The sequence below is a fragment of the Arthrobacter sp. efr-133-R2A-120 genome (assembly GCF_030209835.1).
Taxonomy (GTDB): domain Bacteria; phylum Actinomycetota; class Actinomycetes; order Actinomycetales; family Micrococcaceae; genus Arthrobacter.
Genome location: NZ_JARVRF010000005.1, coordinates 53,297 through 70,677 on the forward strand (window position 1 = coordinate 53,297; position 17,381 = coordinate 70,677).

Consider the following 17,381-nt stretch of genomic DNA (forward strand, 5'->3'; position numbering starts at 1 on the left):
AGTTTGAATGCACGTCTTCTCCCCAAGTCCCTGTACCGGCGCCCCGTCGGGCCGGCGCTGCTATCCGATCACAGCGCCGAAGACGAGGCCCAGCCCATACGTGGCCGCGGCCGCACCGAGTCCGATGGCGAGCTGCCGGAGGCCGCGGGTCAGGGGCGAGGTCCCGGACAACAAGCCGACGACGGCGCCAGTCGACAGAAGCGCGATGCCCACCAGCGTACCGGCCACAGCAAGCGCTGCGAAGCCCGTCATGCCGAAGATGAACGGCAGGATGGGCACGATGGCGCCCGAAGCGAAGAAGCAGAAGCTCGAGATCGCGGCGCCCCAGGCGGAGCCCACGGCCTCGTGCTCATTGACGGTTTCTTCCACTTCGGGGTGGAGGGAGAGGCTGGGATCGCAATCGCAGCTGTAGAGGCCCATGCGCTCGGCGGCCCGGTGTTCGGCGGCTTCGCGGGACATGCCCCGGGCCAGATATACCAGGACCAGCTCATTGTGCTCGATGTCCAGGGCCGGGGCTGCGGTCAGCGTGGCCTGGGTGGGGCGAGTGGCCTTGAGGAGCTCGAGTTGCGAGCGGACCGAGACATACTCGCCGGCACCCATGGACAGCGCGCCCGCCAGGAGGCCGGCGATACCGCTGAACAGGACCACGGTTGCGGGAACGCCCGTGGCCGCCATGCCCATCACGAGGGAAAGGTTGCTGACCAAGCCGTCGTTGGCGCCGAATACGGCCGCGCGGAAGGTGCCGGACAACCTATTGCGACCGCGCGTCGCCAGGCCACGGACTACTTCTTCGTGGATCTGTTCATCAGCCGCCATGGCGCGGGTTGCTGCTGGATCCTTCGTATAAGGCGAACGGCCTTCAGCCCGTTGGGCGAGGGCCAGCACGAACACGGATCCGAAGTTCCGGGCCAGGAAGCCGAGCATTTGGCTCCGGACGGAGGCTGCCTTGGGCATGCCGGCATGTTCGCCGAGGAGCTTGAGCCAGTGCGCCTCATGGCGGCCTTCGGCATCTGCGAGAGCCAACAGGATTTCGCGTTCCTCGCCATCGCGGCGCTGCGCCAGTTGACGGTACACGGCGGCCTCGGCGCGCTCGTCCGCCAAGTACTGCCGCCAGCGCTTGATGTCCGACGACGACGGGGGAGTCTTGGGGGCTGCTTCGTCTTGCGATGGACTGCTTGAGTCCGACGGATTGTCTGAATACGAGGGTTTTGTGTGCGGGTGCACCGGGACTCCTGGGTCGCTGGGGCGGGCTTCATCGCCTCATTGCGGCTCCACTCTATCGCCAATTTCCGCGGTTTTTCGGCCGGTAATCCTCACTGGACATTTTAGGCGTGCCTCAAAAACCGGGAGGCTCGCGGGAGGCCTTGACCGCCGCAGGGGGCAGTGCTGGGATGGATGGACAGGGTCCACGAATTGGCGGGGTGGCGTTGGACCGGCTGCCTCACTTGCCTGTCCGATGGGCTCAGCGGCACGTCGAACGGAGGTTGCACCATGGACAGCACCGAGACCCACGCCCGCCACCCCGACCGTCCCACGGTCGAGGCCGATCCCGCCTACGACTACAGCGAAGACCTGGAGGTGGACGAGGACTGGGAGGAACAATCCGAGGTCCTCGACGACGACGAACGGGTGGTCCCGCTCGACGCCGAGGAACACCGTGAGGACGAAGAGTTCGAATAGCCTCTGCTCGCTGAACCGGCCTCGCTGAACCTGACTCGCTGAATCCGGGCCCTAGAACGCGCTCAGGATGAAGTGCCGCTGCACGCCCGCCCGGTGCCCGGTTGCCGCCACCGTGAGGGTGAGTTTCCGTGTCGCCGGGAACCAGCGGGCGGGCTGGACCGCTTTTGAAAGCGCTTCGGTGATGAGCCGTGGCTCATGATGCCAATAGCGTTCCAAGTTTCCGTCCACCACGAACGTGATGGAGCCTTGGGAGAGGTCGACGCCGGGAATCACCCGGACGAACTCGTCCACCCGTCGGGGGCGTGGCAACAAGAGGCTTCCGGTCTGGGTGGTGCGCTCAGCTGTGGCGGTAGCGCCGTTTTCGAAAGGCATGGCCTTCTCCTGTGGAGTTGCTCTTGCCCGTTCGGTTGTCTCTGGTCCGAGCCGGGCCGCTTCTTCATCCGAACCACCCGTGAACATGGGGTTGGCGTGTGGCAAGTCGGAGCTTGGCGCCACATCTCTTGAAGCTGTTCCTACTGTACATGCAGGCGCGGCGCCGCACCTCTCGAAGGAGAAGGTGCGGCGCCGCCGTCGTACTTAATTCTGTGAAGCTTAGTGGCTGGCCACCGGGTGGGCCTCCAGCGGGAGTTCCTCGGTGACCGCTCCTGCGACGCGGCGGTCCCAGGCTTCGCGGACCTCGGGTTCCGTGGGCGGCGTCAGCAGGGAGACCACAACGTAGATGACGAGCGACGCGCCGAGGCCCCAGTAGATGGGATCGTTGGCGTAGACGCCGTCTTCGCTAGGGATAATTCCCGTGGCGTAAGCGATCAGCAAGGCCAAGGTCAAGACCGAGCCGACGGCCATGGACCATGCCGCTGCGATGCCCGTGCCGCGCTTCCAGACCAGGCCGCCCAGGATGGCAACCAGGAGGCCACCTACCAGGATGTCGTACGCGATGGTCAGGGCCACCACGACGTCCTGCGCCGCCATGGAGATCAGCACGGCCACGATGCCCAGTCCAAGGACCCAGTAGCGGTTGGCCTTGACGTCGTGCTCGGGGTTCTCGGTGTCGTCGGTGTTGATCGTTTTGCCGAACCAGCTGGCCACGAACGGGACAACGTCGGCGCGGGCAACGGTGGCTGCGGCGATGAGGGCTCCGGATGCGGTGGACATCATGGCAGCGACTGCTGCGGCCATGACGAGGCCGCCGATGCCGATCGGCAGGATGTGGGTGGCAACCTCGGCGTAGACAACGTCCTTGCCAAGGGCCTTCACGTCGATGTTGGGCAAGGCCACGCGGGCGGCCAGGCCAATCAGGGCGCCGGCGACGCCGTACAGGACGCAGTAGATGCCGGCAGTGGCGCCGCCCCAACGGGCCACCTTGGGGGTCTTGGCAGTGAAGACGCGCTGCCAGATGTCCTGGCCGATGAGCAGGCCCAGGGTGTAGACCACGAAGTAGGTGATGATGGTCTGCGCGCCGATGCCGTCCAGCTGGAAGAAGCTGGCGTCAACGCGGGCACGGATGCCGTCGAGGCCGCCTGCGGCGTTGAGGGCGAACGGCAGCATGAGGAAGAAGATGCCCACCGTCTTGATGATGAACTGCACCTGGTCGGCGAGGGTGATGGACCACATGCCGCCGATGGTCGAGTAGACCAGGACGATGGCGCCGCCGACGGCGATGGCAAGCCAGCGCTCCCAGCCGAAGAGGACAACGAAGATCGTGGCGTATGCACCCGTGGACGTGGCACACAGCATGAGGGTGTAGGCCAGCATGACGATGCCGGAGGTCTGCGTGGCGCGCTGGCCGTAACGCAGGCTCAGCATCTGGGAGACCGTGTAGATTTTCAGCCGCTGGATGGTGCCGGCGAAAAGCAGGCTCAGGAGGAGCACGCCCGAACCGATGGCGACGACCAACCACATGCCGGAGACGCCGAACTTGTAGCCGAGGCCGACGCCGCCAACCGTTGAAGCGCCGCCGAGGACGACGGCGGCCATGGTGCCGGTGTAGAGCATCGGACCAAGGCGGCGTCCTGCCACCAGGAAGTCGCTGTTGTTCTTGGTGCGCGACTTGCCCCACCAGCCGAAGGCCAGCATGGCGAGCAAATACACCACCACGATCGCAATATTGATGAACGAAGAGTCCACGGTTGGCTCCTGAAAGTGATGCGCAGAGTTCTTGGGGATTCCGACGCCGGTCCGCTGGGTTTCGCTGCGGGTTGCGGAAGGTCTCTGCGCTGGTGATTGGGGAGAGTAGTCTGTGATGTGTGCCTCACAAACAACACTTGTTGCCTATGAGGATACGTAGTGATGCGAGTAACAGTCAAGGCGTTGCTTTGCGCGGCGGGCGGATCGGCGCTCCTCTGGCTGTCCAAAGGGTCCGCCACTCGGGCGATCCGGCTACTATTGCTGCAATGACAGGGCCGCAGAAACGGCCTGAAAGGTTCGTGAATGAAGGCTCTCCCCGTTGAACCGAGCAACGTCCCAGTTGCCATCGGTTCCAGAATCCGCGCCGCCCGCCAATCGCAGCGGCTCACCATCGAGCAGGTTGCCGACGCCACCGGCCTGACCAAAGGGTTCCTGAGCCGTGTGGAGCGTGACCTGACATCGCCGTCGGTCGCTTCCCTTGTGACGCTTTGCCAGGTTCTTTCAGTGTCCATCGGCGATCTTTTCGCGGCACCGGAGACGCACCTGACCCGGCGCGATGATGGGCCGCGGATTTCTCTCGGCGGCCAGGGAATAGTGGAGCGTCTCCTGACTGCCCGGTCCGAACGGCGGTTGCAGATCCTGCAGGCCTCCATCGAGCCCCGCGGCCGCGGAGAAGCCGAGCTTTACGCCGTCGATTGCGACGTCGACGTCCTTCACGTCGTCAAGGGCCGCATCAAATTGATCCTCACCAACGAGGAGTACGAGCTCGAAGAGGGAGACACGCTGTCCTTCCCGGGCCGCGAACCCCATACCTGGGTCAATCCCACGGACGAGCCCGTTGAGGTGCTCTGGATCCTGGTGCCGGCAGCCAGCCGCTGACGCTGTGACGCGCCGTATTTGCGACACGCGGCGCGTAACCTGCCGGAAACATGACTGACTTCAGGATTTAACCCTGGGGCCAGCGGTGTTACGTCCCTGAAATGATCCGCGCCGAATGCTGAAACAGGGCGACTGTACCTTCGAGTCAAGGCAACTTGTCAAGGTCGGTATCCCGTGGGGTACCAGGACCTGTTCGTTTTAAAAATGGTCTCGCCGTGCGGGCGCCATGGAGCGCCGTATATGCAGGAAGGCTCCCGAAAATGACCCCAGTATTCTTCAGCGTAGGGCTGGATGTGAACCCCCAGACCCTTGATCCTGGCGCAACAGCCTGGATGCTTGCAGCTTCCGCCCTCGTCCTTCTCATGACGCCAGGTTTGGCGTTCTTCTACGGCGGCCTGGTCAGGATGAAGTCCGTCCTCAATATCATGATGATGAGCTTCGGCGCCATTGGCGTGGTCGCGGTGGTCTGGGCCCTGTGGGGCTACGGACTCGCGTTCGGCCCGGATACCCTGGGCGGCTTCATCGGAGATCCCTTCGCGAACTTCGGACTCAGCGGACTGGCCAGCGTCATCGGCGGGAAAGCCCCGGGGCTGCCGGACATGGTCTTCATAGGTTTCCAAGCCACCTTCGCCATCATCACGGTCGCACTGATCAGTGGCGCGGTGGCCGAACGTGTCAGGTTTGGCCCATGGCTGCTGTTTGCCGGCCTCTGGGTCACCATAGTTTACGCGCCCATTGCCCACTGGGTCTGGGGCGGCGGCCTCTTCGGATCCACCGGGATCATCGGCAGCAAGATATCGGCCCTCGACTTTGCCGGTGGCACCGTCGTCCACATGAACGCTGGCATGGCCGGGCTCATGCTCGCGGTCGTGCTCGGCAAACGGCTCGGATTCATGAAAGACCCCAACATCCGGCCGCACAACCTCCCCTTCGTGATGCTCGGTGCGGGCTTGTTGTGGTTCGGGTGGTTCGGCTTCAACGCCGGTTCGGAACTGGCGGCTGATGGAATCGCCGCGCTTGCCTGGACAAACACCCTCCTGGCCACGAGCGCCGCGCTCCTGGGCTGGCTGCTTGTCGAAAGGCTCCGCGACGGCCACGCGACGTCCCTTGGCGCCGCATCCGGCGCCGTCGCGGGCTTGGTGGCAGTCACCCCGGCTTGTGGGTTCGTGGATCCCATCGGCGCGATCGTCATCGGCGTCATCGCGGGGGCTGTGTGCGCTCTGGCCATCGGGCTGAAGTTCAAGATCGGGCTGGACGACTCCTTGGACGTCGTTGCCGTCCACTTCGTCGGCGGCCTGTGGGGGACCCTGTCCCTCGGCTTCTTCGCCGTACCCTCCGCAAAGACTGAAGGTGGCCTCTTCTACGGCGGCGGCCTGAGCCAATTCTGGCCCCAAATATTGACGGCCCTGGTGGTCACCGCGTGGACAGCGATCATGACAACGCTCATTGGGCTGGCGATCCACAAGACAGTGGGCATGCGCGTCAAGGAGCACGAAGAGCTGGCGGGCATCGACATCACGGAGCACGCGGAAACCGCCTACGAGCTGGCCATGGTTGGCGGATCATTCAATCCCGGAGAACCACAGAACGGCAAAACTCCGTCGAGCTCCAGTGGTGATGAAGAAGCCAGCTCGAACGGGAAAACAGATCGGATGCGTAGCAAGGCGTCGACGTGAAGCTCGTCACGGCCATCGTGAGGCCGGAGCGGATCGACGAGGTCCGGGACGCCTTGGAACGCTTCGGAGTCAACGGGATGACCGTGAGCCAAGCGAACGGTTATGGCCAACAACGAGGCCATGTAGAGGTGTACCGGGGCGCGGAGTACAACTCCGATCTCCTTCCCAAGATCCGGGTGGAGGTCCTGTCCACCGACGAGTTGGTGGACGGAATCGTGGACGCCATCATCTCCGGTGCCAGTACGGGCCAGTTTGGGGACGGCAAGATCTGGACGGTCGAGGTGTCCCAGGCGGTGCGCGTCCGGACCGGGGAACGTGGCGCCTCGGCGATCAGCTAGGAAGACTGCGTTGGTGCCGCTCCACTGTGTTGGTGCCGCTCCCGCAGGGAGCGGCACCAACACTGCCATGTTCAGCCCACATGCACCCAGGGCCTGCGTGTGATGTCCGGTTCAGCTTCGCGCAGCACTTCGCGGGTCACCGGGGCGATCTCGCCCTCGCCGAAGAAGAGGAACTTGCTCAGGTTGGCGATGGGATTGCCTTCGGTCCAGCGGAAATAGATGTGCGGCATGAGCCCCGTGACGTCCCGGATGTGGAGGAGTACCGCGGCCAGCGTGTTGGGCACATTGTTGCTATGGATCTCCAGGATCTTGAAGCCGTGCCGGACCTTGCCTTCCACGAGGAGTTCCTGCTCGAAATCGGAGCTGTCATCCACGATGATCTCGATGAAGATCGCGTCGCTGTCCACCGGCAAGTGGTTGGCTTGCTGGGCATGCTGCAGTTTCAACTGGTACCGGTCGGCGCTCAGTCGCTTCGGCTCGTGCGCGATGATCCGGATGGGGCCTTCCTCGTTGGAGGCCGTGAATTCAAGCGCCTTCTGGTCCATCTTGATGTGCGTAGCCCGCAATTCGAAGGACCGGCGTACCCGCGACGCGAAGCTCACCAGGACAATGCCGAGGATGAACAGGGCCGCGATCCTGATGCCGTCCGGGCGTTCCACCACATTGGCCACCGTGGTGTAGGCGAAGACGACCGCCACCGCACCGAAAGCGAGGGTCTTGCCCCTCTGTTTCTTCCGGCGTGCGGACAGGGTGACTGCGATCGACGCCGAGGTCATGAGGACCAGGACCCCGGTGGCGTAGGCGCCGCCTTGGGCTTCCACGTTTGCCTCGAAGACCAACGTGATGATGAAGCCGACGGCGGTGAAGACCAGGACCAGGGGGCGGACGGCTTTGGTCCACGCCGGGGCCATGCCGAAGCGAGGCAAATAGCGCGGCACGAGGTTCAGCAAGCCGGCCATGGCGGAGGCGCCGGCAAACCAGAGGATGGCGATGGTGCTGATGTCATAGACCGTGCCGAAGCCGTCGCCCAGGAACTGGTGCGCAAGGAATGCGAGGGCTCGACCGTCTGCTTTCCCTCCCGGCTGGAATTCAGCGGCCGGAATCAGGAACGTCGTGATGAAGCTCGAGGCCACCAGGAAGGCACTCATGATGAGGGCCGCCGTCGTAAGCAGTTTGTGGGTGCCACGGATGCGGCCCACGGGATTTTCCTCGGTGTCGCTGGGGCTGCCCTTGATCTGGGGCATGACCGCGACGCCGGTCTCGAATCCTGAGAGGCCCAGGGCAAGTTTCGGGAAGACCAGGAGCGCGATGCCCACCATAACCAAGGGGTTGCCGTGCTGCTGGTTCAGTGCTGCCCACCAATCGGTCACCACATGTGCCTCGGTCACCACGTGCGCCAAACCGACCGCGACGACGGCGGCGTTCAGCACCAGATAGACGCCCACCAGCACGACGGCGACGTTGATGGCCTCCTTGAATCCCCTGAGGAACACCACGCCAAGGCCGGCGATGAGCGCCAGGGTGATGGTGATTTCCTGGCCGTGGAGCCATTCCGGGGCAAAGGGGTTTTCGATGGCGTGGGCGCTCGCGTCCGCGGCGGAGAGGGTCATGGTGATCATGAAGTCCGTGGCGGCGAATCCCAGCAAGGCGAGCACGAAGAGTTTGCCGCCCCAACGGGGGAGGAGCCGCTCGAGCATCGCGATGGAGCCTTCGCCGCGGGCGCTTTCGGAAGCCACCCGGCGGTAGACCGGCAGGGCGCCGAGCAAGGTGACGGCGACCAGGACGATCGTGGCCAACGGCGAGACGATGCCGGCCGCAAGCGCCGCAATGGCGGGCTGGTAGCCGAGGGTAGAGAAGTAGTCGACGCCGGTGAGGCACATGACCTTCCACCAGGACTGGGGAGTGTGGCCCTCGTCCGGTTTGCCGTGTGGACCCTGGCGCTTTCCCGAGGTCTCAGGCATTCCGTCGAGCAGCCATCGCTTGAATTGCCCCTGTTTGATGTCGCCCGCGGGCTTGCGCCGGTCAGAGGGTTCGGCCGGCGGCCTGGTCAGCGTTGTCACGTGGTCCTTTCGCGCAGCCTGGAAACTGCTCCAGATGGAGCGTACGGGCGGGTCGGGCAGGGGATGCCTGTCTTTATGGAATCTTTACGCCCCCTGTGAGCGGGGTCACGTCCCGGTGGGACACATTCACATCATTTGGCATGTGAGCGGCATCACGTAGCATATAGAACGTCCTATGTTGGATGTGACCAAACTACGAAAGGGCTACGCATGAATAACCCGCTACTCAGTGACAGGGTCAGGAGGCGGCCGGGATGGAGTCAGGGCAGACTTGCCGTCTCCTTGGCAGCCGCCGCAGTCCTCGTGACGTCAACCGTTGTGCCCGCCTACGCCGCGTTGGATCCATTCCCGAGTCCCAACGTTCCCTCCAACCCTCCGGGAAACAACGCCGAGCAGGTCCTCGCTTCCAACGGCGACAACGCCATCGACCCCGTGCTCGGCAAGTACTACCGGATCGTCGCGCTAGCGGACTTGGGCGACGGAGTCCTCCTGGCCTCCTACGACGGTCGTCCCGATGGGGGCGATTCACCCTCTGCCAACTCCATCGTCCAACGGCGCAGCACCGACGGCGGAAAGACGTGGGGCAGTCCCACGTTCATCGCGCGGGGACAGATGGGCTCGACGGGCGTACAGAAATACGGGTTCAGCGACCCCAGCTACGTCGTGGACAAGGTCAATGGGACGGTGTTCAACTTCCACGTCTACTCGAAGAACCAGGGATTTGCGGGCAGCGTGCTCGGCAATGACGATACCGACGCCAACGTGATCAGCTCGCAAGTGTCCGTCTCCACCGACCGCGGACTCACCTGGTCCACGGATCCGGCCAATCAGCCCACACTGCCTGTGCCGTCCGGCTACCCGGCGGGTTCGGCCTACGCCGGGTTCGCGGGTCCGCTGGTCACCAGTACCGTCAAGCCAAACGGCAGCACTGTCAACGGCGTCCCCAACGTCGGCGGCGTGGCCAGCATGTTCGCTTCGTCCGGCGAGGGCATTCAGCTCAAGTACGGGGCTCATGCGGGCAGGCTCATCCAGCAGTTTGCCGGAACCATTGTCCAGTCCGATGGGAGCCGCCAGATCCAGGCGTATAGCGTCTACTCCGATGACCACGGCAAGACGTGGAACATGGGTAAGCCCACTGGAACAGGCATGGATGAGAACAAGACGGTGGAACTCTCCGACGGCCGCGTCATGTTGAACTCGCGGGACAGTACCGGCGCCAATCCGCACTTCCGCAAGGTGGCGTATTCCTCCGACGGCGGTGTCACGTACAGCACGCCGGTTGCCGAGGCCCAGCTCCCGGATCCGCGAAACAACGGCTCCATCACGAGGATGCACCCGGACGCGGCTGCAGGGTCGGCGGACGCCAAAAAGCTGCTGTTCTCCAACTCGCCGACTCCCACCGCCGGCGGCGCACGCGTGGACGGCACTGTCCGCTACTCTGCCGACGACGGCAAGACGTGGGGCTCCTCGCGCGTTTTCAAGCCGGGAAGCATGTCTTACTCCACCCTGAGCGCCCTTTCGGACGGTACTTTCGGCGTCCTGTACGAAGGTGACAACAACACCATCACCTTCGGGAAATTCGACAAGGCCTGGCTGAGCCCGGTTGCCGCCGTCGTTGTCCCTGGCGCGGCCACCGTCACGAACGGCGGCAGTGCTCAGCTCGGCGTGACCGTCACCAACAACGACAGCTCGCCGCTTCCTGCGTCGACCGTCAGCCTCGATGCCTTGCAGGATTGGACGTCGACGACGGCGCAGCTCGCCGCCCTCGATCCGGGCGCCTCGGCGACTGTCGAGCTGACTGTCGCGGCGCCGTCGTACGCCAAAGCAGGTGCGGTCCCCTTGACCGCCAGGTTGAACGTCGGCGGGTCATCGATAACCGCACCCGTATCTGTGACTGTTGCGGGTGGTTCCGCCAGCAACGTGGTGGGCGCCTACATTTTCGGCGCCCGCAATGACGCCGGAAGGGACCTGGCAACCCATCCGTATGCTGTGGGCAGTGCCGTGCCCTACAAGTTCCGGGTGTACAGCGCGGGCAACATTACGGAATCCGTTGTCCCGCAGTCCGGCAACTTCCAGCCGTTCCTGCCGCCAGGCTCGGGCAACTGCCGGTTCAGCGCCCTTGGTGTGTGGGGCAACTACCTCTGCGGCACGCCGCAGCACATCGTGACGGCGGACGAAGTGGCTCAGGGATTCTTCGTTCCCAGCACCGTCTGGCAGGTAACGGGCAGTGGGGCTGCTACCCAGAACTACGCCGTTACGGGTGACGAGGTGGACCTGCTGGTCCGCAATCCCCAAGTGAACGGATCGGTGGTGCCCGCCTTCAACGATGTAGACGGGGACGGGTTTGCCGGTGCGGGCGATACGGTGACCTTCGCCTACACATTGACCAACAGCGGCAATGTGGCGCTGACGGATCTTTCGGCTGCGGCCATCGGATTGTCCAAGCCCACCCTGGCCGTGGGTGAGTCGGTCAATCTCACATCCACCTATACGCTGACAGACGCCGATATTGCTGCCAAGCAACTCCCGGCGACGACCATCCCGGTCAGCGCGAACAATGGCGCCAAGGTCGCGTCCCTTCAGTTGGCCAGGGAAGCGGTCGCGCTGAAGGTCAAGCCTGCAAAGCCAAGCAGGGAGCCCGCCCTGGCTTCCCAGGAGTTGATCGGCACGAATCCGCCGCTGGACTTGGGGCTCGGAACGGATAAATACCGCAGCGGACAGGCTGTGACTGTCCACAACGTGGAGTATGGCCAGTGGTACTACGTCTATGTGAACAAGCGGAGCTACCGTCTGGGCTGGTTTTTCCCGACGCAGCAAAACACCCTTTCCTTCGTGCTGCCCGACGACGTGAAAACCGGAATGGACAGCCTCGTTGTGCTGGATACCGAAGGCCGTCAAGTGTCATTCGGAGACTTCCAAGTGACGCCCTTCGGGAGCAAGTAGCCCGCGAGGGGACATGAGGTGACGAGCTGGGCCGGGCGCGGGGGCGCCCGGCCTGGTCTTGTTGTGGGGGAGTTGCGGGTCTTTTGCCGGCGTAAACAAGTGATGCATATAAGACAACTTTGAGTGTATGATTGGTGTCACAGTCATACCCCATCCCGCCTATTCACAAAGGAGTGGCGCATTTTGGAAGAGCTTCGTATTGAGGCCAACGGCAACCTTGGTCCCATTGATTCGGCCCGAATCCCGCGCTATGCCGGTGCCGCCACCTATGCCCGCTTGCCCCGCTTGGACCAGGTTTCCAAGGCCGATGTCACGGTAGTCGGCGTCCCCTTCGACTCCGGTGTTTCCTACCGCCCCGGCGCCCGCTTCGGCGCCAACCATGTGCGTGAAGCCAGCCGTTTGCTGCGCCCGTACAACCCGGCCTGGGACGTCAGCCCCTTTGAGAACATCCAGGTTGCCGATGCCGGCGACATGGCCGTGAACCCGTTTAACATCAACGAGGCCATCGAGACCATCCAGCAGAACGCGCTGGATCTGACGGCCAACGGAAGCAAGCTCGTCACGCTCGGCGGCGACCACACCATCGCCCTGCCGCTGCTCCGCGCCGCCGCCGAACGCGCCGGCGAACCCGTTGCCATGCTGCACTTCGACGCCCACCTCGACACCTGGGACACCTACTTCGGCGCCGAGTACACCCACGGCACCCCGTTCCGCCGCGCGGTCGAAGAAGGCATCCTGGACACCGAGGCCATCAGCCACGTCGGTACCCGCGGCCCGCTCTACGGCAAGAAGGACCTCGACGACGACCACCGCTTCGGCTTCGGCATCGTCACCTCGGCGGACGTCTACTACCAGGGCGTCCTGGAAACCGTGGCCAAGATCCGGGACCGCATCGGCAACCGTCCCCTGTACATCTCCGTGGACATCGACGTCCTGGATCCGGCCCACGCTCCGGGTACCGGCACGCCTGAAGCCGGTGGCATCACCAGCCGCGAGCTCCTCGAAATCATCCGCGGTTTCCGCGGCATGAACCTCGTGGGCGCAGACATCGTGGAGGTCGCCCCGGCCTATGACCACGCCGAGATCACGGGCGTCGCCGCCAGCCACGTTGCCTACGAGCTCGTCACCCTCCTGGCCGACAACGCCGTCGAAGGCAATCGCCATGGCACCCCGAACGGCTATGCCGCACAGGCCCTTGGCCAGGAATCCCGGCGCCCGGCCGGTTTCGCCGCGGCGGTCACGAAGTGACGGACCAGCGCAACGGCGGGGACCTCGTCGTCGAGACCCTTGAGGCGCTCGGTGCGAAGACGGTCTTCGGCATCCCGGGCCAGCACGCCCTGGGCCTGTTCGACGCGATGGGCCGCGGCAAGCTGCATTTCGTGTCCTCCCGCGTGGAGAACAACTCGGCTTTCGCCGCGGACGGGTATTCCCGTGCAACCGGTGAGGTCGGGGTGCTGTTCCTGTCCACCGGTCCGGGCGCATTGACGTCCCTCGCCGGATTGCAGGAAGCGTACGCGAGCGGCGTGCCGATGGTGGTCGTGGCGAGCCAGATCCCCTTGGAGGGCCTGGGGGCGCGCCGGAAGGGCATGCTTCACCAGCTTGATGACCAGAAGGCCTCGGCCGCGAACGTCACCAAGAGCCAGCGCCTCATCCAGCACGCGTCCGGGATTCCCTCGGCCATCCAGGATGCCTGGACCGAGGCCATTTCCTCCCCTCAGGGCCCGGTGTGGATCGAGATTCCGCAGAACGTGCTCTTGGACCCCATCATGGTCCCGCCGGTGGAGGACGCCCTCGCCGAAGCGGCCGACAACCCGCCGCGCGTGGAGCTGATCCGCGAGGCCGTCAAATGGCTGTCGACGGCGGAGCGTCCGGCGATCATCGCCGGAGGAGGCACGCGCCGTGGCCGGGCCGAAAAGTCGCTCTTGTCGATCGCCGAGAAACTCCGCGCCCCGGTGATCTGCACTCCCGGTGGCAACGGAGCGTTCCCGTGGACCCACGAGCTCTCCCTGCAGTCCTGGATCGAAGACCGCCACATGACCGATGTCCTCGAGGATGCCGACGTGCTGATCGTCGTCGGTTCCTCCCTGGGCGAGGTCACCTCCAACTACTTCACCTTTGAGCCGCGCGGTCGCATCATCCAGATCGACGCCGAACCCCGGGTCCTGGAGTCCAACCGGCCCGGCCTGGGCATCCGCGCCGACGCCGGCCAGGCCCTTGCCGCCCTCGATTCTGCCTTGGACGATGCGCTTGCTGCGACGGCGGCCGCGCCGGACTGGCACGGCACCACGCCCGAAGACCTCGTCAAGGAGTCCCTGGCCAAGGTCAAGGCACGGCTTGAAGAGCAGGACCTCGGCAAGGAACTGAAGTTCATGGCCGACATCCGCGAAGCCGTTCCGGCGGACATGCAGACCTTCTGGGACATGACGATCTCCGCGTACTGGGGTTGGAGCTGCTGGGATTCCCGCGAGGGCCAGTTCCACTCGGCCCAGGGCGCCGGCGGTCTCGGCTACGGCTTCCCGGCGGCCATCGGCGGTGCCGTGGGACTGGAAACCGTGGGCAAACCCAGCCGCGTGCTGGCCGTCTCCGGCGACGGATCCTCGATGTACTCGATCTCCGAGCTGGCCACCGCCAGGCAGCACAACATCCCCGTCACGTGGCTCATCGTGGACGACGGCGGCTACGGCATCCTGCGAGAGTACATGGTAGGAGCCTTCGGCAAGGCCACGGCCACCGAGCTCGCCCGCCCGGACTTCGTCAAGCTCGCCGAGGCCTTCGGCGTCCCGGCCCGCCGTGTGGCCCCGGGCGACGTGGGGGACGCGCTCCGGGAAGGCTTCGCCGCGGACGGCCCCAATGTCGTCGTGGTTGAAACCCTCCTCAAGATGTTCGGCCCCACCCACTTGGGCGACTGACACCCAAGACGCTTCCCACCCCGGCGCGAGCTGGCAGATAATGACCCTTTTGTCGAAAGATAAGGGCATTACCTGCCAGCTCGCGCTTGGTGTTTAACGCACATCACGCATCATTAGTTTCCCAAAGCAATCATTTAGGCGTATAGTTGCTTTAGGCAAACAAAAGTGAGGTGTCTTCCATGGCTGTAGCATCCAGCACAGCAACCGAACTCGTCCATCAGATTTTCGATCTCCAGCGGGTGCTGCGTTGCATCGTCACCGCGAACATCGCGAAGGATGCCGACGTCGGGTTCGCTTTGCAGGGCGTTATGCGCTTCATCGGCGAGGGGGAGTCCCGGGCCACGAAGCTTGCATCCCGGCTCGGCGTCAGTCCACCGGTCCTCAGTAGGCACATCGCCGAACTGGAGGAACTCGGTTTGGTGGTCCGGCGACCCGATCCTGCCGACGGCCGGGCACAATTGGTGGCCCTCTCCGAAGCCGGCATCGAAAAGGTCCGGAACTTCGAAGAACGGCGCAGCCTCAATTTGCGGGCCTACCTCGCGGAATGGAGCGAGGAAGATGCCCTGGAGGCAGGGCAGGTCCTGGAGAAATTGACCACATCACTCAACCACTCAGTCCGGGCAACGGCGGCCGGCTCCCACCACTTGAACCACACAGCTTAGGAGCAGCAGCAATGGCAACCCGAATACAAGAACGTTCGACGGCGGTGCCCGCGGCATCCGCGCCGATGACGCACCGCCAGATCATGGAAGCCCTGACGGGCCTCCTCGCGGCATTCTTCACCGCTATCCTGAGCAGCACCATCGTGGCCAACGCCCTGCCGACCATCATGTCCGACCTGCACGGCACGCAAACGGACTTCGCGTGGGTCATCACGGCCGCGCTTCTGGCCAACGCCGCCACCACGCCCATCTGGGGCAAGCTTGCCGACCTCTTCGACAAGAAGCTCCTGGTCCAGCTGAGCATCGTGGTCTTCGTGGCCGGCTCGGTCATGGCCGGCTTCTCCCAGAGCATTCCCTTCCTGCTGACCGCCCGCGTCATCCAGGGCATCGCGATGGGCGGACTCACCGCCTTGGCCCAGGCCATCATCGGCACCATGATTCCGCCGCGGGACCGTGGCAAGTACTCGGGCTACATGGGCGCCGTCATGGCGGTCGGTACCGCGGGTGGCCCGCTGCTCGGCGGCTTCATCGTTGACAGCCCGCTCGGCTGGCGCTGGACGTTCTTCGTCTGCGTGCCGCTCGCCGTCGTCGCGCTCATCCTGCTCCAAGTGACCCTCAAGATCCAGCACATCAAGCGCCCGGCCAAGATCGACTGGTTCGGCTCCATCCTGCTGACCTCGGGCGTGAGCCTGCTCCTGATCTGGGTTTCCTTCGCCGGCAACCCGGACTACTACGACTGGATCTCCTGGCAGTCCGCCCTCATGGTAGGCGGCGGCGTGCTTCTCCTGGCCCTGCTGGTAGTGGTCGAATCCAAGGTGGCCCAGCCCATCATCCCGCTGAAAATCATCTCCCAGCGCACCACCGCTTTGGCGATCCTGGCCTCCGTGGCCGTCGGTATCGCGATGTTCAGCTCCTCCACGTTCCTGGGCCAGTACTTCCAGGTAGCCCGCGGCGCGACGCCCACCGAGGCAGGCCTCCTGACGCTGCCCATGATTGCCGGAAACCTCTTGGGCTCCGTGGCATCTGGCCAGCTGATCAGCCGATTCGGCAAATGGAAGCGATACCTGTTGGCGGGTACCGTGTTCCTTGCCGGCGGCCTTGCCTTCACCGGCACCATCGACCACACCACTGAACTGTGGATCACGTGCTGCTACACCGCCATCTTCGGCCTGGGCCTTGGCTTGCTGATGCAGAACCTGGTCCTTGCTGTGCAGAACACCGTCCGCGCCCAGGACATCGGCACGGCCAGCGCCTCCGTGGCGTTCTTCCGCTCCGTCGGCGGCGCGATCGGGGTTTCCGTGCTCGGTGCCATCATGGCCACGCACGTCAAGGACCTTGCCACCCAAGGCCTCGCCGCGGCACACATTCCGGTGAGCGGTGGCTCAAGCAATGCGAGCATGGACCTGACGGACTTGCCCGCCCCGATCCGCGACATCATGCGTGCCGCCTACGGCGATGCGACCGCCCAGATCTTCATGATCTCCGCTGTCATTGCCCTGGTCGCGTTCATCGCCGTGCTCTTCATCAAGGAGGTTCCGCTGCGGAAGACCGTCGACGCAACGCCTGCGAAGGAGCTGCTGGCAAACGCTTCCGGCGAGGCAAGCATGACACTGGACACCTCCACTCTGCCGGTTATCGAATCCGCTGAGTTTGCCCTGGCAGCCGACGACGGCGGCACCCCCTTGGGTGCCACCCGCGCCCGTGCGGCAGCCGAGAAAGAGCACGATGAGCTGGACCTTGAGTTCGCCCGCATCTTGACGCAGGAACGGCCGGACCCGGCCGCGGGCCTGCGCGAAGTCCAGGACCAGCTGGCCCGCACCCAACGGTTGCTGGCCGAGCAACAGCTTCAGCTGAGCCAAGCACAACGCGAGCTCCAGGCGCGCGTGCACGAACAGCAAGCCACCGCCGTCGAGCAGTCGAAGATCGCCGAGGAATTGGCCGCGTTGCGCAAGGAACTCAAGCGGGAACGCCGCCGCCAGGAAAGGGCTGCCTTGCTACTCCTTGCCGGTGATGCGTCCAGGGCAGGGGAAACCGGGCGGCACGCGGGCTAGGGGGAGTCGCCTCCGCCGCCTGCGGGAGGCGGGCCGGGAGCCTGCGGGACGCGGGCGGG

Annotated in this window: 13 protein-coding genes and 1 riboswitch; of the genes, 9 read left to right on the forward strand and 4 right to left on the reverse strand. The window is 64.6% G+C overall.

What is annotated here, in order from left to right; genetic code table 11:
- Positions 1-60: 60 nt before the first annotated feature.
- Positions 61-1,224 (reverse strand): VIT1/CCC1 transporter family protein, encoded by a 1,164-nt coding sequence (locus QRN52_RS03830; RefSeq protein ID WP_284751447.1) that lies wholly within the window; start codon positions 1,222-1,224, stop codon positions 61-63.
- 267 nt (positions 1,225-1,491) lie between these two features.
- Between QRN52_RS03830 and QRN52_RS03835 the strand changes: the two genes are divergently transcribed.
- Positions 1,492-1,680: a hypothetical protein gene (locus QRN52_RS03835; protein ID WP_059388139.1), complete on the forward strand. Its 189-nt coding sequence runs from the start codon at positions 1,492-1,494 to the stop codon at positions 1,678-1,680.
- A gap of 51 nt (positions 1,681-1,731) precedes the next feature.
- On the opposite strand, the gene QRN52_RS03840 is transcribed toward QRN52_RS03835, so the two are convergent.
- Both QRN52_RS03840 and QRN52_RS03845 read right to left on the reverse strand, forming a co-directional pair.
- Entirely contained in the window at positions 1,732-2,052 is a 321-nt protein-coding gene (locus QRN52_RS03840; RefSeq protein WP_284751448.1) for a hypothetical protein, read from the reverse strand.
- A gap of 14 nt (positions 2,053-2,066) precedes the next feature.
- Positions 2,067-2,186, reverse strand: a riboswitch (SAM riboswitch).
- Positions 2,187-2,271: 85 nt separating this feature from the next.
- Positions 2,272-3,804, reverse strand: coding sequence for a sodium:solute symporter family protein (locus QRN52_RS03845; protein WP_284751449.1), 1,533 nt, complete (start codon positions 3,802-3,804; stop codon positions 2,272-2,274).
- A 303-nt stretch (positions 3,805-4,107) separates the two neighbouring features.
- Between QRN52_RS03845 and QRN52_RS03850 the strand changes: the two genes are divergently transcribed.
- The 3 genes from QRN52_RS03850 (at position 4,108) to QRN52_RS03860 (ending at position 6,697) form a co-directional block, all read left to right on the forward strand.
- Positions 4,108-4,683, forward strand: a complete 576-nt coding sequence (locus QRN52_RS03850; RefSeq protein ID WP_059388136.1) for a helix-turn-helix domain-containing protein — start codon at positions 4,108-4,110, stop codon at positions 4,681-4,683.
- A gap of 260 nt (positions 4,684-4,943) precedes the next feature.
- Entirely contained in the window at positions 4,944-6,359 is a 1,416-nt protein-coding gene (locus tag QRN52_RS03855) for an ammonium transporter (RefSeq protein WP_284751450.1), read from the forward strand.
- Positions 6,356-6,697, forward strand: a complete 342-nt coding sequence (locus QRN52_RS03860; RefSeq protein ID WP_284751451.1) for a P-II family nitrogen regulator — start codon at positions 6,356-6,358, stop codon at positions 6,695-6,697. The genes QRN52_RS03855 and QRN52_RS03860 overlap by 4 nt, the downstream gene beginning before the upstream one ends.
- Before the next feature lie 71 nt (positions 6,698-6,768).
- Here QRN52_RS03860 and QRN52_RS03865 read toward each other — a convergent pair whose 3' ends face one another.
- A complete protein-coding gene (locus QRN52_RS03865) occupies positions 6,769-8,757 on the reverse strand; it encodes an APC family permease (RefSeq protein ID WP_284751452.1) in 1,989 nt (662 codons plus the stop codon).
- Between the two features lie 282 nt (positions 8,758-9,039).
- Between QRN52_RS03865 and QRN52_RS03870 the strand changes: the two genes are divergently transcribed.
- From QRN52_RS03870 to QRN52_RS03890, 5 genes are all read left to right on the forward strand, one after another.
- Entirely contained in the window at positions 9,040-11,700 is a 2,661-nt protein-coding gene (locus tag QRN52_RS03870) for an exo-alpha-sialidase (RefSeq protein ID WP_284751453.1), read from the forward strand.
- A gap of 183 nt (positions 11,701-11,883) precedes the next feature.
- The gene (speB, locus tag QRN52_RS03875) at positions 11,884-12,948 is read left to right on the forward strand and encodes an agmatinase (RefSeq protein ID WP_284751454.1); all 1,065 of its coding nucleotides are present in this window, start codon (positions 11,884-11,886) and stop codon (positions 12,946-12,948) included.
- Positions 12,945-14,609, forward strand: coding sequence for a thiamine pyrophosphate-binding protein (locus tag QRN52_RS03880; RefSeq protein WP_284751455.1), 1,665 nt, complete (start codon positions 12,945-12,947; stop codon positions 14,607-14,609). The genes speB and QRN52_RS03880 overlap by 4 nt, the downstream gene beginning before the upstream one ends.
- Before the next feature lie 179 nt (positions 14,610-14,788).
- A complete protein-coding gene (locus QRN52_RS03885; RefSeq protein ID WP_284751456.1) occupies positions 14,789-15,271 on the forward strand; it encodes a MarR family winged helix-turn-helix transcriptional regulator in 483 nt (160 codons plus the stop codon).
- An 11-nt stretch (positions 15,272-15,282) separates the two neighbouring features.
- Positions 15,283-17,322 (forward strand): MDR family MFS transporter, encoded by a 2,040-nt coding sequence (locus QRN52_RS03890; protein ID WP_284751457.1) that lies wholly within the window; start codon positions 15,283-15,285, stop codon positions 17,320-17,322.
- Positions 17,323-17,381 lie beyond the last annotated feature (59 nt).